Below are 21,748 nucleotides of genomic sequence, written 5' to 3' on the forward strand. Positions count from 1 at the left end.
AGGGGTACTAACCGAACTTATGTTTAGGGCTAGCCCGTCTCGGTGAGGTGCGTCACTTTGGTCCGCTGGGCAACCATTCGAGCAGCGCTTTCGCGGCTTCGTCGCCCTCCCTTACCGCGTAGTTCGTTCCCCGGTCCTCGGGGAAGATCTGCGTCGTGTTGGCCAGCACGAGGCCGCGGCGCGGGGTCTTCATGGCCGGGATCTTGTCCCGGTAGCCGACGGTGACGATCGGCTGCGCGGCGGGCTCGCGGTGCGACCAGATCTGCTTGACCCAGGAGCGGTCGAAGCGCGGGTTGATCGCGTTCAGGCCGGGCGTGTAGCGGGCCAGCAGGTCCTCGGGGCTGAGGTCCAGGAGCTCATGGCCGGCGGGGAGATAGTTGGCGACGTAGAGGAACCGGCGGCCGTCATAGCGCGCCACGCCCATCAGGTTCGTGTGCTCGATCAAGCCCACGAACGGCAGCGCGTCGTCGCCGATGTTGGTCCAGTAGTACGGCGAGAACTGCTGGTCGATCTCGAGCAGCAGGCAGAGCGCCGTGAAGTACTCGATCCCGCGCAGCTTCGCGAGGTAGGCCTCGGGCAGCACACCCGGCTCGAGGACGTGCTCGAAGACGTCGCTCGGGAGCGTGGCGAGCACCGCGTCGTACTGGACGGGCTCGAGCGTCTCGAAGGCACGCGGGTCGTGGCCTTTGCGGAAGCTGTTGGGCGCGCCCGGCGTGACCGTGAAGTCAGCGGAGAGCTTCGCGATCGGGCGGTCGATGAAGACGTTCCCGCCCCCGGCCTCGATCTTGTCGCGCAGCGCGTGGAAGAGCGGCTCCCAGGAGCGCTTGGGGTAGCCGAGCTTCTCCTCGGCCGCGTCGTCGCCGCGGCGCAGGCGCAGCTTGTTCTGCAGCCAGACCATGGCCACGTCGTCGGCGCGCTCGCCGAACTTGCCGCGCAGCAGCGGGCCCCAGAGCGCGCGGTAGGCGTCCTTGCCCATGTAGCGCTCGATCCACTTGCGGGCGGTGACGCGTTCGAACGGACCGGGCGCGCCTGGGCCTCGTTGGATCGCCAGGACGGCCATGCCGAGGCGGATGCGGGCGAGCGGCGGCAGCGGCTTGAAGCGCAGCAGGTCCATCGGGGTCACGAACGGCCACTGCTTGCCGTCGGCGAAGTAGGCGACGGAGCTGCTCAGCCACTCCAGCTCGTCCGGCATGCCCAGCTCGTCGTACAGGCCCGCGATGTGGCGGTCCGTGCTGAACAGGTGGTGGTAGTAGCGCTCGAGCAGGTGTCCGCCGCCGATGTCGATCGTCGCCGCCTGGCCACCCAGGCCGGGCCAGCGCTCGTAGACGTCGACGGTGTGCCCGGCCTGCGTCAGGCGCAGGCCCGCGACGAGGCCGGCGACGCCGGCCCCCAAGACAGCGATCTTCACTGAGACGGTTCCTCGACGTTGATGCGTTCACCGACGACGTACAGCGGCCGTTTCTTGACCTCGTCGTAGATGCGTCCGATGTACTCGCCGATGATCCCCAGCGTGATCAGCTGGATGCCGCCGAGCAGCAGCACGATGATGATCGTCGTCGGCACGCCGCGCTCGAAGATGTTCGCGTAGCGCGCGACGACGGTCAGCGGGATCGCCAGGAAGGCGACGACGCTGAAGAAGAAGCCGAGGATCGTCGCCCACTGCAGCGGCGTGGACGAGAAGCTCGTGATCGCGTCGAAGCTGAACCGCAGCATCTTGCGCAGCGGGTACTTGGTGACGCCCGCATGTCGCTCCTGGCGCACGAACGGCACGGCGATCTGGCTGAAGCCGATCCACACCGTCATGCCCCGCAGGAAGCGGTTGCGCTCCGGCATGGCGAGCAGCGCGTTGAGCGCCTTGCGGTCCATCAGCCGGAAGTCGCCCGACTCCACGGCCAGGTCCAGGCCCGTGAGGCGGCGGAACGTCCGGTAGAAGCCCTTGGCCGTGACGCGCTTGAACGCCGTCTCCCCCAGCCGCTGCTCGCGCACCGCGTAGACGACGTCGATCCCCGCCCGCCACTGGTCGATCATCTGCGGGATCACCTCCGGCGGGTCCTGCAGGTCGCCGTCGAGCATCACGATCACGTCGCCGCGCGCGTGCTCGAGCCCGGCGGTGAGCGCCGGCTGGTGGCCGAAGTTGCGCGCGAGCGAGACGACCTTGATCCGCGGATCGCGCTCCGCGGCGGCCGCCATCGCGTCCCGCGTGCCGTCCTTGGAGCCGTCGTTGACGAGGATCAGCTCGTAGTTGAGATGCCCGAGGGCCGCCGCGATCCGCTCCGTGAACGGATCGACGGTGTCCTCCTCCTCGTACATCGGCGCCACCACGCTCAGCAGCTCCGGCTCGCGGTTCATGCGCGCCAGGGTACTGGCGTACTCTGCGCGGATGCTCCAGGGAGTCTTCGCCGCCGTTTTGACCCCGATGCGTGAGGACCTGTCGGTCGACCGCGCCGCCTACGCCGCGCACTGCCGCCGATTGCTCGACGAGGGCGCCCACGGGCTCGCGATTTTCGGGACGACGGGCGAGGCGAACTCGCTGTCGGTGGCGGAGCGGGTGTCGGCCTGGGACGACCTGGTCGCGGACGGGATCCCGGCCGACGCGCTGCTGCCCGGGACCGGCGCCTGCGCGCTCCCCGACGCGGTGGACCTGGCGCGGGCGGCGCTGGACGTGGGCGCGCCAGGTGTGCTCGCCCTGCCGCCCTTCTACTACAAGGGCGTGTCCGACGACGGGCTGTTCCGCTTCTTCGCCGAGCTGATCGAGCGCGTCGGCGACGACCGCCTGCGGCTGTTCCTCTACCACATCCCGCCCATGGCCCAGGTGGGCTTCACGCCCGAGCTGATCGGCCGGCTGCTCGACGCTTACCCGGGCGTGGTGGCCGGCACGAAGGACTCCGCGGGCGACGCCGCGCGGATCGAGCGCCTGTGTCGCGAGTTCCCCGACCTGACGGTGTTCGCGGGCTCCGAGCGCTTCCTGCTCGACACGCTGCGCTGGGGCGGCGACGGCTGCATCTCGGCCACCTGCAACGTCACGGCGGCGCAATCGCGGCGCGTGTACGACCTGTGGGCGGCGAACGATCCCGCGGCGGACGCCGAGCAGGCCTCCTTGACCGAGGCGCGCACGTTCCTCGAGGGCTTCCCGCCCATCCCCGCGCTGAAGGCGATCATGCGTGCCCGCACCGGCGACGACGTGTGGGCGAACCTGCGCCCGCCACTGGACGCGCTTGCCGATCCGACCGCGCTACTGGCTCGGGTGGCAAATCACGGCTTGTAGCGCCATCGGCAGGTAGATCGCGAGGCCGATCAGCAGGCAGACGAGCGGCGACAGCTCCGTCAGCCAGCCGAAGAGGACGAAGGCCATGGGCACGATCGGCAGCGGGCCGAGCGGCGCGAGCGCGCGCGGTCCGGGTGGGCGCGGCTTCAGCAGCCAGTCCCGGGCGAAGAGGCCGAGGAGGATCAGCGGCGGGAACGTGAGCAGCGCGACGATCCCGAACAGCGCGCCGCGCTCTGACCACACCTCGACCGGGATGGCGCACACGGCGACGGCCGTGAGGAGCCGCAGCGGAACGGGGATCGGCCGCTCGATGAGCTGCCGGACGTGGTCTGCACGTGTCGGAATGCGCGCCAGCTTACGGGTCACGCGTCTGACGCGCGAGTGTCCCGCGCCGGCCGGTTGGGCAGCGCCACGACATGGACCCAGAGCCCAAGAAGGACGAGCAGGACCAGGACCACGATCCCGAGCGGACCTCGGAGAACCCCGGCGGTCAGGCCGAGGCGGAGCTCGAGCGCGAGAACGTCGACGGGGACGACTCGTCCGCCTGATCGCGGTCGAAGCGCTCGCTGCCGTCGGTGGGCGGTTCTGATGGCGGGCGGCGCGTGACGAAGTGCAGCGCCAAGCCTGCCGCGAGGATGGCGAGGCCGACGAGGGTGACGGTCGGCTCCAGCCACAGCAGGAGCAGCGCGGCGACGCCGATGATCGCGCGCGCCGGCCAAGCGATCTCGCCCTTCAGCCAGCCCTCGAGCGCGAGGCCGAGCGCGATCACGGCGATGATCGAGACGACGACGGCGAACGCGATCGTCTCCAGGCCGCCCTGAAGCAGCAGGCCTTCGCCCTTGGGCGCGAGCACGAACGCGAACGGGACGAGGAACGCCGGCAACGTGTAGCGGCAGGTGAGCATCATCGTCTTGAAGCCGTTGCCGCCCGTGATCGCGGCCGCGGCGAAGGCCGAGAGCGCGGTCGGCGGGCTCACCTCGCTCAGCACCGCGTAGTAGAAGATGAACATGTAGGCGGCGAAGTCCTCGACGCCCAGCGCGACCAGCGCGGGAGCGACGACCGCGGCGGCGATGATGAAGCTCGCCGTCACCGGGACGGCGAGGCCGAGGATCAGCACGGCGACGGCGCTGAGGATCGCGGTCAGCGCCAACGACCCGCCCGCGAGGTCGACGATGAGGCCCGCGAGCTTGAGGCCGAGGCCGGTCAAGGACACGACCGCGACGATGATGCCCGCGGCCGCGGTGGTCGCGGCGATCGGCAGCACGCCCCGCGCGCCCGCCACGAGCGCCTCCCAGACCTGCTTCGGGCCCATCCGGTCGCGGCGGTCGAGGAAGCTCAACGCGAACGCGACGACCGTGGCGATGATCACGCTGCGGAACGCGCTGAACCCGACCGCGAGCAGGATCACGATCAGGAACAGGCTCGAGAAGTGGTAGCCCCAGCGGGCCAGCAGCTTGAGCACGCCGGGCGTCTGGATGTCCAGGCCGTGGACGGCGTGGCGCCGCGCGTCGGCCTCGATCGCCATCAGGATGCCGACGTAGTAGAGGATCGACGGGATCAGCGCGTAGACCAGCACCTGCAGGTAGCTGACCTCGAGGATCTCGGCGATGATGAACGCGGCGGCGCCGAGCGTCGGCGGCGACAGGATCGCGCCGATGCCGGACGCGGCCATGATCCCGCCGCCCTGGTCCTTGGGGTACCCGGCCTTGCGCAGCAACGGCCAGGCGACGGAGCCGAGCGTCACGGTCGTGGCGACGCCCGAGCCGGAGACCGTGCCGAGGAGGAAGCCCGCGGCGGCGCTCGTCCGGCCCGGTCCGGTCTTCGAACGCCCGAACGCCGCGAACGAGATCTCGACGAAGAACCGCGCCGCGCCGCTGAACTCCAGCACCGCGCCGTAGATCGCGAACAGGACGATGTAGGTCGCGGCGACGTCGAGCGGCACGCCGAAGATGCCTTCGAGCCCCATGTAGGACTGGCCGACGATCCGGTCGATCCCGTAGCCCTTGTGCCCGATCTGCGTCCAGTCGGGCAGCAGGCCGCCGAAGTACGCGTAGAACAGGAACGCGAGGCAGATCGCGGGCAGCGCCCAGCCGGTCGTGCGGCGCGTGGCCTCCAGCACGAGCAGGATCGACGCGACGCCGAACACGATGTCCAGCGACTCCGGCCGCGCGGCGCGGCGGACGAGGTCGGGCGTGAAGACCGCGTAGCCGATGGCGAGCAGCGCGAGCACGGCGATCACGTAGTCGGCGGCGGTCGGGCGCTTGGCGCGGCCGAAGACCACGAACGTCAACAGGAGCGCGACGGCCAGGAACGCCGGCCGGTAGACCTGCGGCGCGAGCGGCTGGAAGACCCAGAAGATCGCGAACAGCGAGAGCCCGGCGCCGAGCACGGCCACCATCCGCGCTGGGAAGCCCTCGAGCTTGCGCCCGGGCCGCTCGGCCTCGAACTCGTCCAGGAGCTCTTCGGTCTTCGGGCTCACTGCTCCACCACCAGCTTCAGATGGACGGGACCGCCGTACAGCGGGACGTGTCGCGTGCCGGCGACGAGCGTGCGCTGCCCGCGGCGGGTCGCGGCGAGCGGCATGGTCTCGAAGCGCGCCGGACGGTCGGGACGCAGCACCCACAGCGCGCCCTCGCGGGTGCGGGCGCCGTCGAGCTCGTAGTAGTCGAGCACGCGCCCGTCGCGCGAGGCGATGCTGTCGAGGACGAAGCCACCGTCGGTCGCGCGGAAGCGCTCCTCGGCGGCGGTCTTGTAGACGGAGTGCCGGTAGGTGAGGGCGAACTCGCCGCTGGCCGGCAGGGCCGCGCTGGCGACCTCGTGGCCCGCGCCGTCGCGCGCCACGACCGCGGGGCCAGCGCCGCAGCCCGCCGCGACGAGGGCGGCACCGACGAGCGCGCCACGGGCGAGGATCGTCGCGCCCGCGCTCACTCCGTCGCCGCCTCTTGGTAGTACTGCTGGGCGCCCTCGTGCAGCTCGACCGGCTCGACGACCTTCTGCGCGTCTTCCAGCGTGAGCTTCTCCGCCGACGGGTGGACCTCGGCCAACTCGGCCTTGTGGTCGAACATCAGCTTCAGCAGGTCGTGCGCGAGCTGCGGGTCCATGTCCTCGCGCACCATCAGCACGTTCGGGACGCTGATCGTCTTGACCGGCGCGACGTTCGGGTACTCGCCTTCCTCCACCTCGGCCTCCACGTAGGCCTCGCCGTACTGCTCGTTGAGCTTGGGCAGGTACGCGTCGAGCGGGAGCAGCACGACCTCGTCGGTGGTCGCGAGGTCGGTGATCGCGCCCGTCGGCAGGCCGCCCGACCACACGAAGGCGTCGATCGAGCCCTCCCGCAGCGCCGCCGCCGACTCCCCCACACCCAGCGCGCGGCGGGTCACGTCCGTGTCGGGGTTCAGCCCCGCGACCTCGAGCAGCCGCAACCCGATCACCTCGGTGCCGGAGTTCGGCGCGCCGATCGAGACCTTCTTGCCCTTCAGGTCCTCGATCTTGGTGATGCCGGAGGATTTCAGCGCGACGACGTGGGTGAAGTTCGAGTAGAGCGTCCCGAGCGCGCGCAGCGGCAGCTTCTCGCCGTCGAACGAGTCGCGGCCCTCGACGGCGTCGATCGCGGTGTCGGCGAGCGAGAAGGCGACTTCGGAGTCACCGTCGGCGACGAGAAACAGGTTGTCGACCGAAGCGCTCGTCGTCTCGGCCGTGGTCGGATGCCCGTTGGCCGAGAACATCTCGGCCACGCCGCCGCCGTACACCTGGTAGACGCCGCCGGAGCCGCCGGTCGCGATCGACATCCGCCCGTCGCCGCCCGGTGGGTCCTCCAGTGAGCACGAGCTCAGTAAGAACGCGCACCCGATCAGCGCCGCGAGGCCTCTCCTCCCCATGAAACCCCAGTTCCCGGTTTACACTCCGGTCAAGCATGGCCCGCTGGGTGAGGATCGGTACCGCGCTCTATCTGGCGCTCGCGCTGCCCGGGCTGATCTTCGGGTTCCTGTTGAAGGTGGACCCGCTCCCGCGACTGTGCGAGCCGGAGTTCGGGCTGCTGGGGGTCCCGTACCTCACGAGCGGCGATCCGTGTCAGACGGTGGACGTCACGTTCCTGTACTGGCTGCTGCCGGCGGTCGCGTTCGTCGTGATCGGGCTCGGCGTCGCCCGCGCAAGGATGGTGGACTGATGCGCTTCGCCATCCGCGTGCTGTTCGTGCTCGCGCTGCCCGGGTTGATCTTCGGGTTCCTGAACTCCGTGCGGACCGACCAGCCCGGTGTCTACGACCCCATGCTCCCGCCGGCGGACCCCGACTGGCTCGGCCTCGTGCCCGCGCTGCTGATGGTCCCGCCGATGTTGCTCGTCGCCTACGCCATCTACGTCGTCGTCGACTGGCTCACGAGAGAGATACACCCTGATCGGCGAGCCAAGCCCTGATGGTCTCGGGCGGGCTGCCGTCGAACTCCGCCTTGGCCGCGTGGGCGAGGATGTGCTCGGGCGTGTTGTCGATCTCGTCGAGGCGGTGCGCGAGGTAGATCGTGATGGCCTGGGCCATGACGATCGGGGCGTCCTGGTCGACGCCCCACATGACGCGCTCCTCGAGGTGCTCGAGCAGCCCGCGGATGGGCTCGTCGGCGTCCTCGTAACGCACCGCGAACTCCTCGACCGCCGGGTCCTGGCCCGGCGGATCGACGATGGCGACGGCGCGGCGGACGAGATCAGCGAGCGTGATCAGACTGCGATCGGTCTGCATGACCAGAGTCCTACCCACTCAGAATTCGATGACGCTGCGAATTCCGTCCTGGTGGTGCATGAGCTCGAAGCCGTGGTTGACGTCCTCGAGCTTGATCCGGTGCGAGATGAACGGGTCGACGTCCAGCTTGCCGTCCAGGTAGAGCTGCACGAGCTGCGGGACCTGATCGCGGCCCTTGACGCCCCCGAACGACGAGCCCGCCACGCGGCGGCCCGTGATCAGGTAGCGCGGGACGACGTCCAGCGTCTCCCCCTTGCCGGCCACGCCCGTGACCGTGCACAGGCCCCAGCCCATGCGGGCCGACTCGACGGCCTGGCGCATCACCTTCACGTTGCCGGTGGCCTCGAACGTGTAGTCGGCGCCGAAGCCGCCCGTCTCCTCGAGGACGCGGTCGACGGTGCCGTCGCCGCCGATCCAGGTGTCGGTCGCGCCCTGGCCGCGCGCGAGCTCGAGCCGGTCCTCGGACAGGTCGACGCAGATGATCCGCTCCGCGCCCTGCAGCCGCGCGCCGGCGACCGCGCCGAGGCCGACCATCCCCGCGCCGAAGACGACGACAGTGGCGCCCGCCTCGACCTTGGCGGTGAACATCGCCGCGCCCATGCCGGTCGAGAGGCCGCAGGCGAACAGCGCGCAGCGGTCCAGCGGCGCCTCGTGCGGCACCTTCGCGAGCGCGATCTCCGGCATCACCGTGTACTCGGCGAACGTGCTCGTGCCCATGAAGTGGCGGATCGGCTCACCGTCGCGGGACAGCCGGACCGTGCCGTCCGGCAGGTGGCCGAGGTTCTGCTCGGCGCGGATCGCCATGCACAGGTTCGTCTTGGGCGACAGGCAGTGCACGCACTCGCGGCACTGCGGCGAGAACAGCGTCACCACGTGATCACCGACGGCGAGGTCCTTGACGCCCTCGCCCAGCTTCTCCACGACGCCCGCGCCCTCGTGCCCCAGCACGGCGGGCGCGTAGCCGGACGGATCGGCCCCGGAGGCCGTGTACATGTCGGTGTGGCAGACGCCGCACGCCACCAGCCGGACGAGCACCTCGCCGGGCTTGGGATCGGCGAGCTCGACCTCCTGGACGACGAGCGGAGCCCCGAACTCCTCCAGCACCGCGGCACGCATCTTGGTCATAGGTGGGAACCTAGCGGTCCATGTGGGTGATCTTCGACCTGAACGGGACGCTGCTCGATCCCGCCGCGCTGCTGGACCCGCCCGAGCTGCCGATCGCGGCGCTCGACGAGGCGAACATGATGGCGATGGTCACGGTCCTGGCCGGCCAGGAGACGACGTTCAAGCCGCTCTTCGAAGCGGCGCTGCGCCGCGGCTTGGAACGCCTCGGGCGCGAGCCGGTGGAGGTCGACCTGGCCTCGATGCCGGCCTATCCCGACGTGCCGGACGCGCTCCAGTCGCTGCGTGACGCCGGCCACCGGCTCGCCGTGCTCACCCAGTCGGCGGTGGAGCCGAGCGAGACCGCGCTCACGAACGCCGGCCTCCGCGACCACTTCGAGCACGTCCTCTCCGCGCCGGCGTCCGGTGCCTTCAAGCCCGAGGACCTCGCCTACAAGGCCGCACTCGAGAAGCTCGGCACGACCGACGCCTGGTTCGTCGCCGGCCACTGGTGGGACGTGGCGGGCGCGACCTTCGCGGGCCTGAAGACCGCCTGGATCAGCCGCACGGACCTCGCCTACCCGGTCGCCATGCCCGAGCCGCACGTGCGTGGCAAGGACGTCGCGGAAGTTGCGGCGTCAATAAAGACCCAGGGCCTTTAGCTTCGCCTTAGACGCGCTTAAAGAAGCGGCGGGCCGGCGGGCGGCGGAAGTTCTCCTGGGCGAGCGCGGCGTTGACCGACACGAGGCCGACCTCGGCGAGCAGGGACGCGGCGCCGAGCACGTTCAGGCGGCGCTTGGCGTTGCGCTGCTGGTCCGTGGCGCTGGGGGCGGCGTGATCGCCGTCGGTCAGCGGGACGGCGCCACCGGGCGCCTGCTTGGCGAAGCGCATCCCCTGGACCGCGCTCGCGATGCCCGTGACCGCCACGGCGCCGACCAGCGCGTCCTTGGCGTAGGCCAGCTTGCGCTCGGTCGGGGACAGGCGCGAGTTCGCCGACTCGGCGGCCCGGGCGCCGACCCAGCCCGCGCCGATCGCGGCCAGCGAGAGCGAGTTGATCGTGCCGTAGCGCCGCCACGCGGTGTTGATCACCTTGCCGCGCTCGGACTCGTCGCGGATCTCGGTGACGCTCGGGTGCAGGGCGAGGCGGGCGAAGAGGTTGCCGCCGAGCAGGCCGGCCATGCCGACGTCGTGCGCGGCGCGGCCGAGCTTCGAAACGGGAACGCTAGGGGCGTGCATGGACTGGCTCTACCCGACGCGCGCCCGGACCCTCACGTCCGAGCCGGTCGTCCGGGTTCACCAGGGCGCACTTGTCCAGCGACAGGCATCCGCAGCCGATGCAGTCGGTCAACGAGTCGCGCAGCCGTTCGAGCTGGGCGATCTGCTCGTCGACCCGCAGCCGCCACTTGGCGGTGAGCCGCTCCCAGTCCTCGCGCTTCGGCGTGCGCGAAGCGGGCAGCTGCGCCAGCTCCTCGCCGATCTGCTCCAGCGTGAGGCCGATCCGCTGGGCGAAGAGGATGAACGCGACGCGCCGGATCACAGGCCGCGGATAGCGCCGATGGCCGCCGCCGTGGCGCTCGGAGGCGATCAACCCGCGCTCCTCGTAGAACCGCAGCGCGCTGGTCGCCACGCCGGTCCGGGCGGCGACCTGGCCGATGGTCAACAGCTCCGGCACTTGAATTCAAGTGTACTTGAAGTTTCACACTGCTCGTATGCCATTCATCGTCGGACTCGGCGGGACGATGCGCTTCGGCTCCTCGAGCGAACGTGCGCTGCGGATCGCCATGGAGCACGCCGGGGCGCGGGGTGCCGAGACGCTGCTGATCGCGGGCCCCCGCCTGGACCTCCCCACGTACGACCCGGCCGTGGACCCGGACGCCGCGGCGGAGTACGTGATCGATGCCGTCGAGCGTGCGGACGGCGTCATCCTCGCCTCGCCCTCCTACCACGGCGGGATGACCGGGCTGCTCAAGAACGCGCTCGACCACCTGGAGGCGCTCCGTGACCGCCCGCGCCCGTACCTGCGCGACCGTCCGGTCGGGCTGATCGCGACCGGCGACGGCTGGCAGGGCCCGAACGCCACGCTGCAGGCGCTGCGGCTGACCGTGCACGCGCTGCAGGGCTGGCCGACGCCGCTCGGGATCGCGCACAACGTGACCGACAGCGGCGTCCACGCGGTCCGCCCCCAGCTGGAGCGGATGGCCGACCAGGTGCTGGACCTCGCGACGCTACGGGAGGGTGCGGCCGTTGCTTGAGGTCACCGGCCCCGACGCAGCCGCCTACCTGGACGCGCACCTCACCGTGCCCGTCTCCGACCTGCGGCCCGGCGACCGCCGCGACGGCGCGCTGCTCGCCCCGAAGGGCACGCTGCTCGGCCTCGTCCGGATCGAGCGCGACGACCGCGGCTTCCGGCTCCATGGCGGGACCCCGGCGGTGGTGGGCGCCCTCGACCGCGGCCGGATCGGCTGGCTCGTCGAGCTGACGCCCTTCGCGTCCGCGACCACCGAGCTGTCCGACCGCGAACGCGTCGAGGCGGGCATCCCCGCGTTCGGCCGTGACATCGACGAGCGCACACTCCCGCACGAGGCCGGGCTCGTCCCCGAGGTCGTCCGCCTCGACGGCGGCATCTACCCGGGCAAGATGACCGTGCTGCGCCAGGAGCGCAGCGGCACCGTCCATCGGGGGCTGCGCCGCCTGCGGCTCGAAGCGCCGGTCCCCGAGGGCGCGACCGTGCACGACGACGAAGGCCCGCTCGGCACCGTCGGCACCGCGGTCGTCTCGCCGCGCGGGCCGCTCGCGCTCGCCCTCCTGCGCCGTCGCGCCACTCCAGGCAGCCGGGTGCGCGTCGCCGAGGTGTCGGGTATCGTCGAGCCGTGACGCTCACGCGGGAGCAGCTCGAGGAACACCGTCGCCACGTCGCGCGCCACAAGGAGCCCGACGCGCCGCTGACGCCGCAGCAGGAGGCGATGCTCAAGCTCCAGACGGGCGTCGGGAACGCCGCGCTCGCCCGCGCGATGCTCAACCGCCAGCTCCCGGACCTCGTCCCGCGCCTCCAGCCGCCGGCGCCGATGGCGGAGGAGATCCGCAAGCCGGTCGTCGCCTACCTGGAGAAGATGCGGCTGGCGATCCAGCTGCACAACATGGAGGGCACGATCTCCATGCCGGAGCTGGTCAACCAGATCCGCCAGAACGTGCCCGAGGCGCTCGGCGCCACGCCGTTCCAGATCGAGCTGGTGATCACGGAGATCCTCGCGGGCGACACGCCGCCGCCGACGCGCAAGGTGGACACGAGCGACGGGCGCGCCGCGGAGGTCGAGGCGAAGATCCTCAACGCGATCCCGAAGCCGCCGAAGGAGCTCAAGCTCCACGCCGGGCCGGGGACGCTGACGTTCGCGTTCACGGGCGAGGCGAAGCTCCAGGCCGGGCCGGTCACGGCGACCGCCGACAAGGACGGCGCCTCGGTCGGCGTCAAAGACGGTGACGCGTCGGTCACCGCGCAGGCCGCGTTCGCCGGCGACTCGTTCGGCCTGAAGGCGTCCGTGAAGGGCGTCGCCTTCGACGCGCAGATCAAGAAGGACAGCTCCACCCACCAGTGGTCGAAGTTCACGGCCAACGTGAAGATCCCGATCGCCGGCAACGAGACGGTCGAGGATCGTCCGCCGCACGAGGAGATCATCGCCGCGGTCATGCAGGCCGAGGCCGCGATCAACGACGTCGTCGCGCACCTCGCGCAGGGCGGGAGCCCGACCGACGGGGTCGTCAAGGCCAAGATGGCGCTCATCAAGCCCGCGTTCGAGAAGGTCGGCGCCGCCGTCGAGGAGCGCAAGGGCCCGCAGGCGAGCGTGAAGCTGAGCGTCGGGACGGACGACCCGAAGCTCGGCAGCTACGGCGTCGTCAGCCTCGTGATCGAGTTCTGAGAACGATGGGCGAGCTCGACATCCGCGCCGGGGACGACGACCGCGAGCGGGTCGTCGGCCTGCTGCACCGCCACGCGCAGGCGGGCCGGCTGGAGCCGATCGAGCTGGACGAGCGCGTCGAGGCCGCGCTCACCGCGAAGACGTTCCGGGAGCTCGAGCAGCTCACCCGTGACCTGCCCGACGAGACGCGCTCACCGCAGGCGCGCGCGGTCGCGGCGCGCCGCTCCGAGGTCGCCAAGCTGCGCGAGCACGTCGGCTTCTGGCTGACCGTCTCGACGATCACGGTCGCGGTCTGGGCCGCGACCGGCGCCGACTACTTCTGGCCGGTGTGGCCGATCGGCTTCATCGGCCTCACGGTCGTGCTGCACGCGCTCGAGCTGCTCAAAGATGGGCCTGGTCGTTCCACGTGTGCAGCGCCCAGCCGTCGTAGCGCTCGCCCTCGATGAAGTAGTCGCGCCGCTGCTGGAACATCGTGATGCCGGTGTTGATGTGCCCCATCCGGTACAGCGCCGGCAGGTGCGCGGGTGAGAAGGCCTCGCGGAACAGCGCCGCGCCGGTGAAGTAGTGGATGAAGCCCCAGTGTGAGACGCAGAGGATGCGCTCGCTCTCGACGCGCTCCTCGAGCCGCGTCTGCACGCGCTGCACCCGCGCGAGGATGTCGTTGAAGGACTCCGCGCCCGGCTCGGCGTGATCGGGCGGCGACTTCGGCATCCACGTGATGTGGCCTTCGCCGTTGAAGTGCGGCGAGGCGGCGCGGTAGGCGTCGGACTGGACCGCCTCGTGCAGGTCCTCGTCGGTGTTGAAGCTCAGCCCCAGCACTTCGCCGATGCCCTGCGCGGTCTCCTGCGCGCGTCCGTACGGCGACGCGATGATCCGCTCGATCCCCTCGCCCTTCAGCCGCTCGCCCAGCCCGCGGGCCTGCTCCCAGCCGCGCTCGGACAGGTGGTCGCCGTCGTCGGGCTCAGGCTGCCCGGTGCGCTCGGCGACGTTGAAGCGCGACTCGCCGTGGCGCGTGAAGTAGACGACCGTCATGTCAGCTGCGTGAGGAAGAGCTCGTGCACGCGGGTCTCCCCCGCGATCTCCGGATGGAACGAGATCACGAGCATGTTGTCCTGACGGGCGGCGACCGGATGACCGTCGACCGACGCCAGGATCTCGACCGCCTCCCCGTACTCGGCCAGCCACGGCGCGCGGATGAACACCGCGCGCACCGTGCCCTCGATGCCGGGGATCGTCAGGTCCTCCTCGAAGGAGCGGATCTGGCGGCCGAACGCGTTGCGCCGGCACAGCGTGTCCATCACGCCGAGGTGCTCGCGGTCGAGCATGATCATCCCGGCGCACGTGCCGAGCACGGGCTTGCCGGAGCGCACGAACGCCCGCAGCGGGTCGCCGAGCCCCTCGCGCTTGATGCCGAGCGTCATCGTCGTCGACTCGCCGCCCGGCATCACCAGGCCGTCCAGGCCCTCCAGGTCGGCGGGCACGCGGACCTCGCGGACTTGCGCCCCGAGGTCCCGCAACATCTTGGAATGTGCCTCGAAGTCGCCCTGAAGGGCGAGGACGCCGACTACCAACCGCGGTTGGCCAGGAGCTGCTGCTCTTCGAGCTTGCGCGTCTCCAGCGACTGCATCGCGGAGCCGAGCCCCTCGGACGCCTTCGCCACGCGGTCGGCGTCGCGGAAGTGCGTGGTCGCCTCGACGATCGCCGCCGCGCGCAGCGCCGGGTTGTCGGACTTGAAGATGCCGGAGCCGACGAACACGCCCTCGGCGCCGAGCTGCATCACGAGCGAGGCGTCGGCCGGGGTCGCGATGCCGCCCGCGCAGAACAGCACGACCGGCAGCTTCTGGTCGGCCGCGACCTGGCGCACGAGATCCAGCGGCGACTGCAGCTCCTTCGCGGCGGTCGCGAGCTCCATGTCGTCCAGCGTGCCGAGGCGACGGATCTCGCCGCGGATCGAGCGCAGGTGGCGCACGGCCTCGACGATGTCGCCGGTGCCGGCCTCGCCCTTGGAGCGGATCATCGCCGCGCCCTCGCCGATCCGGCGCAGCGCCTCGCCCAGGTGGGTCGCGCCGCACACGAACGGCACCTTGAACGCCCACTTGTCGATGTGGTTGGCCTCGTCGGCGGGCGTCAGGACTTCGGACTCGTCGATGTAGTCGACCTCGAGGGCCTCGAGCACCTGCGCCTCGGCGAAGTGGCCGATGCGCGCCTTGGCCATGACCGGGATGGTCACCGCCTCCTGGATGCCCTTGATCATCGCCGGGTCGGACATGCGCGCGACCCCGCCGTCACGGCGGATGTCGGACGGCACGCGCTCGAGCGCCATGACGGCCACGGCGCCGGAGTCCTCGGCGATTTTCGCCTGCTCAGCGTCGACGACGTCCATGATGACGCCGCCCTTCAGCATCTCGGCCAGACCGGCCTTCACACGGAACGTCGCTTCGTCTCTCATAGCCGCAACGATGTTATCCACGCACTCGTCGATGGCGGGGTTCGCGCCCGGGCGGCTGCTTGGGCTCGGGACCCGGGTCCTCCACGTGCCAGTCGCGGGTCACCGGCTTGTCGATGACGATCGTCTCGTTGTAGTGGACGATCTCGAGCGGCTCGCCGTCCACCAGCTCGTAGGTGACGTCCTTGTGGCGGACTCGAACCCGGATCGAGCTGTTGCGGTAGCGCACCCGGAACTCCAGCCGTGACAGCGCGTTCGGCAGCCGCGGCCGGAACGAGAGGTCGCCGCCGAAGTCGCGCATGCCGCCGAAGCCCGCGACGGCCGCGATCCACGAGCCGGCCAGCGACGCGATGTGCAGGCCGTCGCGCGTGTTGTCCATCAGGTCGCCGAGGTCCATCCGGGCGGCCTCGCCGAAGTAGTCGTAGGCGAGGTCTAGGTGCCCGACCTCCGCCGCGATCACGGCCTGCGCGCACGCGGACAGCGAGCTGTCGCGCACCGTGATCGGCTCGTAGTACGCGAAGTCGCGCGCCTTCTGCTCGGCCGTGAAGTGGTTCCCGCGCATGTAGAGCGCGAGCACGAGGTCGGCCTGCTTGACCACCTGCGTGCTGTAGAGCCGGAAGTACGGCACGTGCAGCAGCAGCGGGTACTGGATGCCGTTGAACGCGAACGTCTTGTGGCGCGTGAAGCCCGCGGCCTGCGGGTGCACCTTCAGGCGCTCGTCGTACGGGACGTGGATCGCGGCGGCCGCGTCGCGCCAGGCGGCGATCTCCTCCACGTCGACCCCGAGCTGCTGTGCCCGATCCGTGTACTTGGACGCCACGAGCGCGGCGTGGCGCAGGTTCTGCTCGGCCATCAGGTTCGTGAAGACGTTGTCGTCGGCGATCGCCGAGTATTCGTCCGGGCCGGTCACGCCGTCGATGTGGAAGCGGCCTTCGTGGTCGTGGTGCCCGAGCGAGCGCCACAGCCGCGCGGTGTGGATGAGCAGCTCCAGGCCGGTCGTGGCCTCGAACTCCTCGTCGCCGGTGGCGCGGACGTAGCGGATGACCGCGTCGGCGATGTCGGCGTTGACGTGGAAGCCGGCCGTGCCCGCGGGCCAGTACGCGCTGCACTCCTGGCCGCGGATCGTCCGCCACGGGAACGCGGCGCCCTTGAGCTCCAGCGTCTTGGCGCGTTCGAGCGCGAGGTCGAGCGTGGCGTGGCGCCAGCGCAGCGCGTCGGCGGCGGCGGTCGGCTGCGTGTAGGTGAGCAGCGGGAGCACGAACGTCTCCGTGTCCCAGAACGCGTGGCCGTCGTAGCCCGGGCCGGTGAGGCCCTTGGCGGGGATCGCGCGGCGTTCGGCGCGGGCGCCGGCCTGCAGCGTGTGGAAGAGCGCGAAGCGGACGGCCTGCTGGAGCTCGCCGTCGCCGTCGATCTCGACGTCCGCGTGCTCCCAGAACTGGTCCAGGTACTCGCGCTGTTGGCGCACGAGCGTGTTCCAACCGGTGCGCTTCGCACTCGCCACGGCCGCGTCCACCTGGTCGCGGACGCTCGGCAGCGAGCGCCGGCTCGACCAGCCGTACGCGAGGAACTTCGTGAAGCACAGCGTCTGGCCGGGCTGCAGCTCGGCGGTGAGCCACACGCGGCCGAGGTCGGGGCCGGCCTCCGCGCCGGTGACGATGCCGTCGACCTTCTCGACGACGTGATCCATGCCCGCCGCCATCCGCAGCTTGCTCTTGTGCGTGCGGTGGACGAGCACGACGCGCAGGTCGTGGACCTCCTGCTCCTCGGCGTCCAGCGGCGCCTCGAGCGCCGACGCGGCGCGCGGGTCCTTCGTCTTGATCGCGTTCGGCTCGTTGGCGACGAGCTCGGACTGGGCGACGATCCGCAGCGGCTGGTCGTCGCAGACCTTGACCTCGAAGCGGATCGCGGCGACCGAGCGCTGGACGAAGCTCACCAGCCGCGTCGAGTTGATCTCCACCTCGCGGCCGCTCGGCGAGCGCCAGCGGACATGCCGGCGCAGCACGCCCTCGCGCAGGTCCAGCGAGCGCGTGTGGGCGAGCAGCTCGCCGTAGCGGATGTCGAACGGCTCGTCGTCCACCAGCAGCCGGATGAGCTTGCCGTTGGTGGCGTTGACGACCGTCTGGCCGTCCTCCGGGTAGCCGTAGCCGGCCTCGGCGTACGGCAGCGGACGCGTCTCGTAGAAGCCGTTGAGGTAGGTGCCCGGGAGGCCGAACGGCTCGCCCTCGTCGAGGTTGCCGCGCAGGCCGATGTGGCCGTTGGAGAGCGCGAACACCGACTCGGTCTGCGCGAGCACCTCGAGCTTGAGGCGTTCCTCGCTGACCGCCCACGGCTCGACCGTGAACGCGGGATGGTCGATCACAGCAGCTCGGCGAGGTCGTCGACGACCACGTCCGCTCCGTGCTGCTTCAGGGCCTCGGCCTGGTTGGCTCGGTTCACGCCGACCACGTACCCGAAATCGCCGGCTCGACCCGCCTGCACGCCGGCGAGCGCGTCCTCGAATACCGCGGCGTGCTTGGGCTCGACGCCGAGGCGCTTCGCCGCTTCGAGGAACGTGTCGGGCGCGGGCTTGCCGTTGAGGCCCAGCTCGCTCTTGACCACGCCGTCCACGCGCTCCTGCATGAAGCGGTCGATGCCCGTGACCTTGAGCACCTCCTCGGCGTTGTTGCTCGAGGAGACGAGCGCGCGCTTGAGGCCCGCCTGCTCGGCCGCCTCGAGGTAGCGCCGCGAGCCCTCGTAGGCCTCGACGCCCTGCTCGCGGATGAGCCGCAGGACAAGGTCGTTCTTGACAGTTCCGATCCGCGTCACCTCGCTCTCGGAGAGGTGCACGTCACGCGAGGCCAGGAAGCTCCTGATCCCGTCCTCGCGCGCTTTGCCATCCACGTACTTGACGTAGTCCGTGGCGATGTCGAACGGATAGCCCTCGTCCTCGAACGTCTGCTTCCACGCCTTGGCGTGAACCGCGGCGGTGTCCGTGAGGACACCGTCCAGATCGAAGAGGAGAGCTTGGATGCCGCCTGGTAGACCCAGCACGGCAGTGAGGCTATGACCTACTTGAGACGGAACGCACGGATGCGATCGTCGTACTGCGCGCTGTCCCGGGAGTAGAGGCCGTACGCGAGCCCCTGCAGGATGCTCAGCAGGCCGGTGTGGCTGCGGACGAAGGCCGGCGAGTTGCTCGAGTAGTAGAGCGTGCGCTCCGACAGCTTGGCGACGTCGGAGAGCGTCGCGTCGACGATCGCGAGCGTGCCCGCGCGGCGGTGACGGGCGATCTTCATCGCGCGCAGCACCAGCGGGTGCGGACGGCCCGCGGACAGCCCGATCACGAGCGTGTGCTCGTCGATCCGGCCGAGGCGGGACAGCGCCTCCTGCGACGGGGACGCGGCGATCTCCGCGCGGACGTCGAGCAGCATCAGCAGATGCCGCAGGTAGGAGGCGAAGAAGGCCATCTGATCGGTGCCGGCGATCAAGATCTTCTCGGCGGAGGCGATCGCTTCGATCGCGCCGTCGACCTCGGAGCGGCTTACACGCCGCGCCGTGTCCTCGACGTTGACGTGATCAGCGGCGATCGCCTGCTCGAACGGCGACTGGTCCAAGCTGAACAGCGGCGCTGACGGCTCGGGCGTGGTCGTGGTGCGGTGGTGGTGGCGATATTCATCGCGCGCCGCCTCTTGCAGCTCAGGAAAGCCTTCGAACCCGAGGGCCTGGCTGAAGCGCACGACCGTCGAGCTCGACGTGTTCGCGCGCCGAGCGAGTTCCTCGGCGGTGTGGAAGGCAACTTCGTCGAGATGATCGACGACGTACTGCGCCACGTCTTTCTGGGAGCGTGAGAACTCCTCGAAGCGCGCGGAGATGTACGTGGAAAGTGTTTGATGGCCGCGGGCGGCCGGGGGCATCGTGGCGGTCCTCGGCATGGCGAGGCGTCCTTTCGACGGTCGCTCCCTAACCTCCTGCCATCTAATGCAACGGCTTGAGACTCGACTCGACGGACTGGTGCTGCTGGCGCCCAAGGTGCACGGCGACGAGCGGGGCTTCTTCGTGGAGACCTTTCGCGCCGATGTCGCCCGTGAGCACGGCATCCCCACCGACTTCGTGCAGGACAACCACTCGCGTTCGCGGCAGGGGACGCTGCGCGGAATCCACTTCCAGACGCACCCCGGTCAGGGCAAGCTCGTCCGGGTGTCGCGAGGTCGCGTACTCGACGTCGTCGTCGATCTGCGCCGCGGCTCGTCGACGTTCGGCGAGTGGGAGGCCGTGGAGCTCGAGGACGTCACCGGCGCGATGCTGTGGATCCCGGTCGGCTTTGGGCACGGGTTCCTCGTGCTGAGCGAGGTCGCGGACTTCGTCTACAAGTGCACGAACTACTACGACCCGGCGACCGAGGCCGGCATCCGGTTCGACGACCCGGACGTCGGGATCGAGTGGCCTGGTGACGTCGAGCTGCTGTATTCGCAGCGCGACGCCGAAGCTCCGCTGCTGCGCGACATCGCGGACTCGCTGCCCTTCACGGTGTGAGAGGGCGCTTCGCACCGTCGCCCACGGGGGTCCTGCACCTCGGGAACCTGCGGACGGCGCTGCTCGCGTGGCTGTACGCGCGGTCGGCGGGGTCGTCGTTCCTCGTGCGGGTCGAGGACCTCGACGTCGGGCGGGTGCGGCCGGGGTTCGCGGAGCAGCAGCTGGCGGACATGGCCGCGATCGGACTCGACTGGGACGGGGAGGTCGTCTGGCAGTCGGCGCGAACTTCCTTGTATGCGGAGGCGTTGTCACGGCTCGACGTGTACGAGTGCTTCTGCACGCGCGCCGAGGTCGCCGAGGCGGCTTCGGCGGCCCACGGGCCGGTCGGCGCGTATCCGGGGACGTGCCGGGCGTTGACCGACGAGGACCGGGCGCGGCGTCGCGCGGAGGGTCGGGTGCCCGCGCTGCGGGTGGCGGCTTCCGGCGAGACCGTGGCGTTCGTCGATCGCGTGCTCGGTGAGCAGTCGGGCTTCGTCGACGACTTCGTGGTGCGAAGGAATGACGGGGCGTTCGCCTACAACCTCGCGGTAGTCGTCGACGACGGCGCCCAGGGCGTCGAGGAAGTGGTGCGCGGTGCGGACTTGGTGGACTCCACCCCACGCCAGATCTGGCTCGGCCGGGCGCTGGGCTTGAGCGAGTTGTCGTACGCGCACGTGCCGCTGGTGCTGGGCGCGGACGGGCGCCGGCTGGCCAAGCGGCACGGGGACGTGACGCTGCGCGAGGTGTCGCCGGAGAACGCGGTGGCGTGGATGGCCGCGTCGCTCGGGTTGGCCGGCTCGTCGCCACGGGACATGCTCGCCGGGTTCGATCCCGCGCGGGTCTCCCGCGAGCCCACCACCTACCCATAGACTCACGCCGACATGGTCGGCCGCACGGACGAGCAGGCCCGCCTGAAGGCCCTCATCGACGCCGCGCGCGCCGGGCGCAGCGGAGCGTTGCTGCTGCACGGACCGCCCGGGATCGGCAAGACCGAGCTGCTGCGGCACGCGGTGGCGTGCGCCGACGGGTTCACGGTGCTGCAGGCGCGCGGCCTGGAGTCCGAGTCCGGCATCCCCTTCGCGGGCCTCGCCGAGCTGGTCACGCCGCTGCTCGGGTTGGTCGGCGAGATCCCGGACGTGCAGGCGGCGGCGCTGCGGTCGGCGTTGGCGCTCGGCCCGGCGACGGAGTCCGATCGCTTCACCGTGCCCGCCGCGCTGCTCTCGTTGTTGGCGAGGGCCGCCGACGAGCGCCCGCTGCTCGCGATCGTCGACGACGTGCAGTGGCTCGACGAGCCGAGCCTCGAGGCCTTCCTGTTCGCCGGCCGCCGCCTCGGCGCCGAGGGCGTGGCGATGGTCGCCGCGGCTCGTGACGATGCGCGCCGCGTCGAGGTGCCCTGGCTCGAGCGCGTCGCGGTGGAGCCTTTGGCCGACGAAGACGCTCGCGCGCTGCTCGACGCCGCGATCGTGCCGGGCGTCGCCGATCGGCTGATCGCGACCGCGGCCGGCAATCCGCTGGCGTTGCTGGAGATCCCGGCGTTGCTGTCGGCTGCGCAGCTGGCGGGCCGTGAGCCGCTGTCCGACCCGTTGCCGCCCGGCACGAGCGTGGAGCGCGCGTTCGCCGTCGCGCTCGAAGCGCTCCCGGAGCCGACCCGCGCCGCGCTGCTCGTGGCGGCCGCGGCGAGCACGCGCCGCGTCGACGTGATCGGCCGCGCGCTGCCCGCCCGCGCCGGCGAGGTGCGCCTGCACGAGGCCAACGGCAGCGAGATCACGCTCGGCCAGATCCCGGTCTACACGAACTCC

At 70.8% G+C, this 21,748-nt stretch carries 27 protein-coding genes; 11 read left to right on the top strand and 16 right to left on the bottom strand.

The features are described from left to right. Positions 1-52: 52 nt before the first annotated feature. Entirely contained in the window at positions 53-1,408 is a 1,356-nt protein-coding gene (locus OJ997_RS18360; protein ID WP_270026645.1) for an NAD(P)/FAD-dependent oxidoreductase, read from the bottom strand. Continuing rightward, entirely contained in the window at positions 1,405-2,349 is a 945-nt protein-coding gene (locus OJ997_RS18365) for a glycosyltransferase family 2 protein (RefSeq protein ID WP_270026646.1), read from the bottom strand. Before OJ997_RS18365 ends, OJ997_RS18360 begins: the two co-directional genes overlap by 4 nt. Before the next feature lie 31 nt (positions 2,350-2,380). Between OJ997_RS18365 and OJ997_RS18370 the strand changes: the two genes are divergently transcribed. Next, positions 2,381-3,265, top strand: a complete 885-nt coding sequence (locus OJ997_RS18370) for a dihydrodipicolinate synthase family protein (protein WP_270026647.1) — start codon at positions 2,381-2,383, stop codon at positions 3,263-3,265. On the opposite strand, the gene OJ997_RS18375 is transcribed toward OJ997_RS18370, so the two are convergent. From OJ997_RS18375 to OJ997_RS18390, 4 genes are all read right to left on the bottom strand, one after another. Beyond that, a complete protein-coding gene (locus tag OJ997_RS18375) occupies positions 3,233-3,631 on the bottom strand; it encodes a hypothetical protein (protein WP_270026648.1) in 399 nt (132 codons plus the stop codon). The two genes, OJ997_RS18370 and OJ997_RS18375, sit on opposite strands and share 33 nt — an antisense overlap. A gap of 124 nt (positions 3,632-3,755) precedes the next feature. Next, entirely contained in the window at positions 3,756-5,744 is a 1,989-nt protein-coding gene (locus OJ997_RS18380; protein WP_270026649.1) for a TRAP transporter permease, read from the bottom strand. Then, positions 5,741-6,193 (bottom strand): DUF1850 domain-containing protein, encoded by a 453-nt coding sequence (locus tag OJ997_RS18385; RefSeq protein WP_270026650.1) that lies wholly within the window; start codon positions 6,191-6,193, stop codon positions 5,741-5,743. Before OJ997_RS18385 ends, OJ997_RS18380 begins: the two co-directional genes overlap by 4 nt. Beyond that, on the bottom strand, positions 6,190-7,143 hold the full coding sequence (locus tag OJ997_RS18390; RefSeq protein ID WP_270026651.1) for a TAXI family TRAP transporter solute-binding subunit: 954 nt from the start codon (positions 7,141-7,143) through the stop codon (positions 6,190-6,192). The genes OJ997_RS18385 and OJ997_RS18390 overlap by 4 nt, the downstream gene beginning before the upstream one ends. A gap of 35 nt (positions 7,144-7,178) precedes the next feature. Between OJ997_RS18390 and OJ997_RS18395 the strand changes: the two genes are divergently transcribed. Both OJ997_RS18395 and OJ997_RS18400 read left to right on the top strand, forming a co-directional pair. Further along, positions 7,179-7,433: a hypothetical protein gene (locus tag OJ997_RS18395; RefSeq protein ID WP_270026652.1), complete on the top strand. Its 255-nt coding sequence runs from the start codon at positions 7,179-7,181 to the stop codon at positions 7,431-7,433. Beyond that, positions 7,433-7,681, top strand: coding sequence for a hypothetical protein (locus OJ997_RS18400; protein WP_270026653.1), 249 nt, complete (start codon positions 7,433-7,435; stop codon positions 7,679-7,681). Before OJ997_RS18395 ends, OJ997_RS18400 begins: the two co-directional genes overlap by 1 nt. Here OJ997_RS18400 and OJ997_RS18405 read toward each other — a convergent pair. Both OJ997_RS18405 and OJ997_RS18410 read right to left on the bottom strand, forming a co-directional pair. Next, the gene (locus OJ997_RS18405) at positions 7,641-7,997 is read right to left on the bottom strand and encodes a hypothetical protein (protein ID WP_270026654.1); all 357 of its coding nucleotides are present in this window, start codon (positions 7,995-7,997) and stop codon (positions 7,641-7,643) included. The genes OJ997_RS18400 and OJ997_RS18405 overlap by 41 nt on opposite strands. A gap of 18 nt (positions 7,998-8,015) precedes the next feature. Beyond that, positions 8,016-9,122 carry an alcohol dehydrogenase catalytic domain-containing protein gene (locus OJ997_RS18410; protein ID WP_270026655.1) on the bottom strand — a complete coding sequence of 369 codons (1,107 nt, stop codon included), beginning with the start codon at positions 9,120-9,122 and terminating at the stop codon, positions 8,016-8,018. Positions 9,123-9,142: 20 nt separating this feature from the next. On the opposite strand from OJ997_RS18410, the gene OJ997_RS18415 reads away from it, so the two are divergent. Beyond that, entirely contained in the window at positions 9,143-9,760 is a 618-nt protein-coding gene (locus tag OJ997_RS18415; RefSeq protein WP_270026656.1) for an HAD family hydrolase, read from the top strand. Between the two features lie 7 nt (positions 9,761-9,767). Here OJ997_RS18415 and OJ997_RS18420 read toward each other — a convergent pair whose 3' ends face one another. Next, positions 9,768-10,334 (bottom strand): hypothetical protein, encoded by a 567-nt coding sequence (locus tag OJ997_RS18420; RefSeq protein WP_270026657.1) that lies wholly within the window; start codon positions 10,332-10,334, stop codon positions 9,768-9,770. Next, a complete protein-coding gene (gene soxR / locus OJ997_RS18425) occupies positions 10,321-10,770 on the bottom strand; it encodes a redox-sensitive transcriptional activator SoxR (protein WP_270026658.1) in 450 nt (149 codons plus the stop codon). The genes OJ997_RS18420 and soxR overlap by 14 nt, the downstream gene beginning before the upstream one ends. Positions 10,771-10,807: 37 nt before the next feature. On the opposite strand from soxR, the gene OJ997_RS18430 reads away from it, so the two are divergent. The 4 genes from OJ997_RS18430 to OJ997_RS18445 are packed head-to-tail and all read left to right on the top strand — an operon-like array spanning position 10,808 to position 13,458. Next, positions 10,808-11,350 (top strand): NADPH-dependent FMN reductase, encoded by a 543-nt coding sequence (locus OJ997_RS18430; protein WP_270026659.1) that lies wholly within the window; start codon positions 10,808-10,810, stop codon positions 11,348-11,350. Further along, positions 11,343-11,972: a YgfZ family protein gene (locus tag OJ997_RS18435; RefSeq protein ID WP_270026660.1), complete on the top strand. Its 630-nt coding sequence runs from the start codon at positions 11,343-11,345 to the stop codon at positions 11,970-11,972. Before OJ997_RS18430 ends, OJ997_RS18435 begins: the two co-directional genes overlap by 8 nt. Then, complete coding sequence (locus OJ997_RS18440) at positions 11,969-13,012, top strand: hypothetical protein (RefSeq protein ID WP_270026661.1); 1,044 nt, start codon at positions 11,969-11,971, stop codon at positions 13,010-13,012. Before OJ997_RS18435 ends, OJ997_RS18440 begins: the two co-directional genes overlap by 4 nt. Before the next feature lie 5 nt (positions 13,013-13,017). Then, the gene (locus tag OJ997_RS18445) at positions 13,018-13,458 is read left to right on the top strand and encodes a DUF1707 domain-containing protein (RefSeq protein WP_270026662.1); all 441 of its coding nucleotides are present in this window, start codon (positions 13,018-13,020) and stop codon (positions 13,456-13,458) included. Here OJ997_RS18445 and OJ997_RS18450 read toward each other — a convergent pair. From OJ997_RS18450 to OJ997_RS18475, 6 genes are read right to left on the bottom strand one after another with little or no spacing between them, the layout of a single operon-like run. Continuing rightward, entirely contained in the window at positions 13,394-14,044 is a 651-nt protein-coding gene (locus tag OJ997_RS18450) for a histidine phosphatase family protein (RefSeq protein ID WP_270026663.1), read from the bottom strand. The genes OJ997_RS18445 and OJ997_RS18450 overlap by 65 nt on opposite strands. After that, entirely contained in the window at positions 14,041-14,583 is a 543-nt protein-coding gene (gene pdxT, locus OJ997_RS18455) for a pyridoxal 5'-phosphate synthase glutaminase subunit PdxT (protein ID WP_270026664.1), read from the bottom strand. Before pdxT ends, OJ997_RS18450 begins: the two co-directional genes overlap by 4 nt. After that, positions 14,577-15,461: a pyridoxal 5'-phosphate synthase lyase subunit PdxS gene (gene pdxS, locus OJ997_RS18460; protein ID WP_270026665.1), complete on the bottom strand. Its 885-nt coding sequence runs from the start codon at positions 15,459-15,461 to the stop codon at positions 14,577-14,579. The genes pdxT and pdxS overlap by 7 nt, the downstream gene beginning before the upstream one ends. Before the next feature lie 13 nt (positions 15,462-15,474). After that, on the bottom strand, positions 15,475-17,817 hold the full coding sequence (locus OJ997_RS18465) for a glycoside hydrolase family 65 protein (RefSeq protein ID WP_270026666.1): 2,343 nt from the start codon (positions 17,815-17,817) through the stop codon (positions 15,475-15,477). Further along, a complete protein-coding gene (locus OJ997_RS18470) occupies positions 17,814-18,488 on the bottom strand; it encodes an HAD family hydrolase (protein ID WP_270026667.1) in 675 nt (224 codons plus the stop codon). Before OJ997_RS18470 ends, OJ997_RS18465 begins: the two co-directional genes overlap by 4 nt. Positions 18,489-18,505: 17 nt before the next feature. Further along, complete coding sequence (locus tag OJ997_RS18475) at positions 18,506-19,351, bottom strand: MurR/RpiR family transcriptional regulator (RefSeq protein ID WP_270026668.1); 846 nt, start codon at positions 19,349-19,351, stop codon at positions 18,506-18,508. A gap of 64 nt (positions 19,352-19,415) precedes the next feature. Between OJ997_RS18475 and rfbC the strand changes: the two genes are divergently transcribed. The 3 genes from rfbC to OJ997_RS18490 all read left to right on the top strand — a co-directional run. Continuing rightward, positions 19,416-19,970 carry a dTDP-4-dehydrorhamnose 3,5-epimerase gene (rfbC, locus tag OJ997_RS18480; RefSeq protein WP_270026669.1) on the top strand — a complete coding sequence of 185 codons (555 nt, stop codon included), beginning with the start codon at positions 19,416-19,418 and terminating at the stop codon, positions 19,968-19,970. After that, positions 19,967-20,818 carry a tRNA glutamyl-Q(34) synthetase GluQRS gene (gluQRS, locus tag OJ997_RS18485; protein WP_270026670.1) on the top strand — a complete coding sequence of 284 codons (852 nt, stop codon included), beginning with the start codon at positions 19,967-19,969 and terminating at the stop codon, positions 20,816-20,818. The genes rfbC and gluQRS overlap by 4 nt, the downstream gene beginning before the upstream one ends. Positions 20,819-20,830: 12 nt before the next feature. After that, positions 20,831-21,748: AAA family ATPase (locus OJ997_RS18490; protein WP_270026671.1), on the top strand; the 918-nt coding region annotated here is incomplete at its 3' end.

Origin of the sequence: Solirubrobacter phytolaccae (assembly GCF_027587195.1) — a bacterium.
Taxonomy (GTDB): domain Bacteria; phylum Actinomycetota; class Thermoleophilia; order Solirubrobacterales; family Solirubrobacteraceae; genus Solirubrobacter; species Solirubrobacter phytolaccae.

Bases quoted from the DNA above. Each gene is read 5' to 3' on its own strand.
- OJ997_RS18365 (WP_270026646.1), bottom strand. From the start codon at position 2,349: ATGAACCGCGAGCCGGAGCTGCTGAGCGTGGTGGCGCCGATGTACGAG.
- OJ997_RS18370 (WP_270026647.1), top strand. From the start codon at position 2,381: ATGCTCCAGGGAGTCTTCGCCGCCGTTTTGACCCCGATGCGTGAGGAC.
- OJ997_RS18390 (WP_270026651.1), bottom strand. From the start codon at position 7,143: ATGGGGAGGAGAGGCCTCGCGGCGCTGATCGGGTGCGCGTTCTTACTG.
- OJ997_RS18395 (WP_270026652.1), top strand. From the start codon at position 7,179: ATGGCCCGCTGGGTGAGGATCGGTACCGCGCTCTATCTGGCGCTCGCG.
- OJ997_RS18400 (WP_270026653.1), top strand. From the start codon at position 7,433: ATGCGCTTCGCCATCCGCGTGCTGTTCGTGCTCGCGCTGCCCGGGTTG.
- OJ997_RS18405 (WP_270026654.1), bottom strand. From the start codon at position 7,997: ATGCAGACCGATCGCAGTCTGATCACGCTCGCTGATCTCGTCCGCCGC.
- OJ997_RS18410 (WP_270026655.1), bottom strand. From the start codon at position 9,122: ATGACCAAGATGCGTGCCGCGGTGCTGGAGGAGTTCGGGGCTCCGCTC.
- OJ997_RS18415 (WP_270026656.1), top strand. From the start codon at position 9,143: ATGTGGGTGATCTTCGACCTGAACGGGACGCTGCTCGATCCCGCCGCG.
- OJ997_RS18420 (WP_270026657.1), bottom strand. From the start codon at position 10,334: ATGCACGCCCCTAGCGTTCCCGTTTCGAAGCTCGGCCGCGCCGCGCAC.
- OJ997_RS18430 (WP_270026659.1), top strand. From the start codon at position 10,808: ATGCCATTCATCGTCGGACTCGGCGGGACGATGCGCTTCGGCTCCTCG.
- OJ997_RS18445 (WP_270026662.1), top strand. From the start codon at position 13,018: ATGGGCGAGCTCGACATCCGCGCCGGGGACGACGACCGCGAGCGGGTC.
- OJ997_RS18450 (WP_270026663.1), bottom strand. From the start codon at position 14,044: ATGACGGTCGTCTACTTCACGCGCCACGGCGAGTCGCGCTTCAACGTC.
- pdxS (WP_270026665.1), bottom strand. From the start codon at position 15,461: ATGAGAGACGAAGCGACGTTCCGTGTGAAGGCCGGTCTGGCCGAGATG.
- OJ997_RS18475 (WP_270026668.1), bottom strand. From the start codon at position 19,351: ATGCCCCCGGCCGCCCGCGGCCATCAAACACTTTCCACGTACATCTCC.
- rfbC (WP_270026669.1), top strand. From the start codon at position 19,416: ATGCAACGGCTTGAGACTCGACTCGACGGACTGGTGCTGCTGGCGCCC.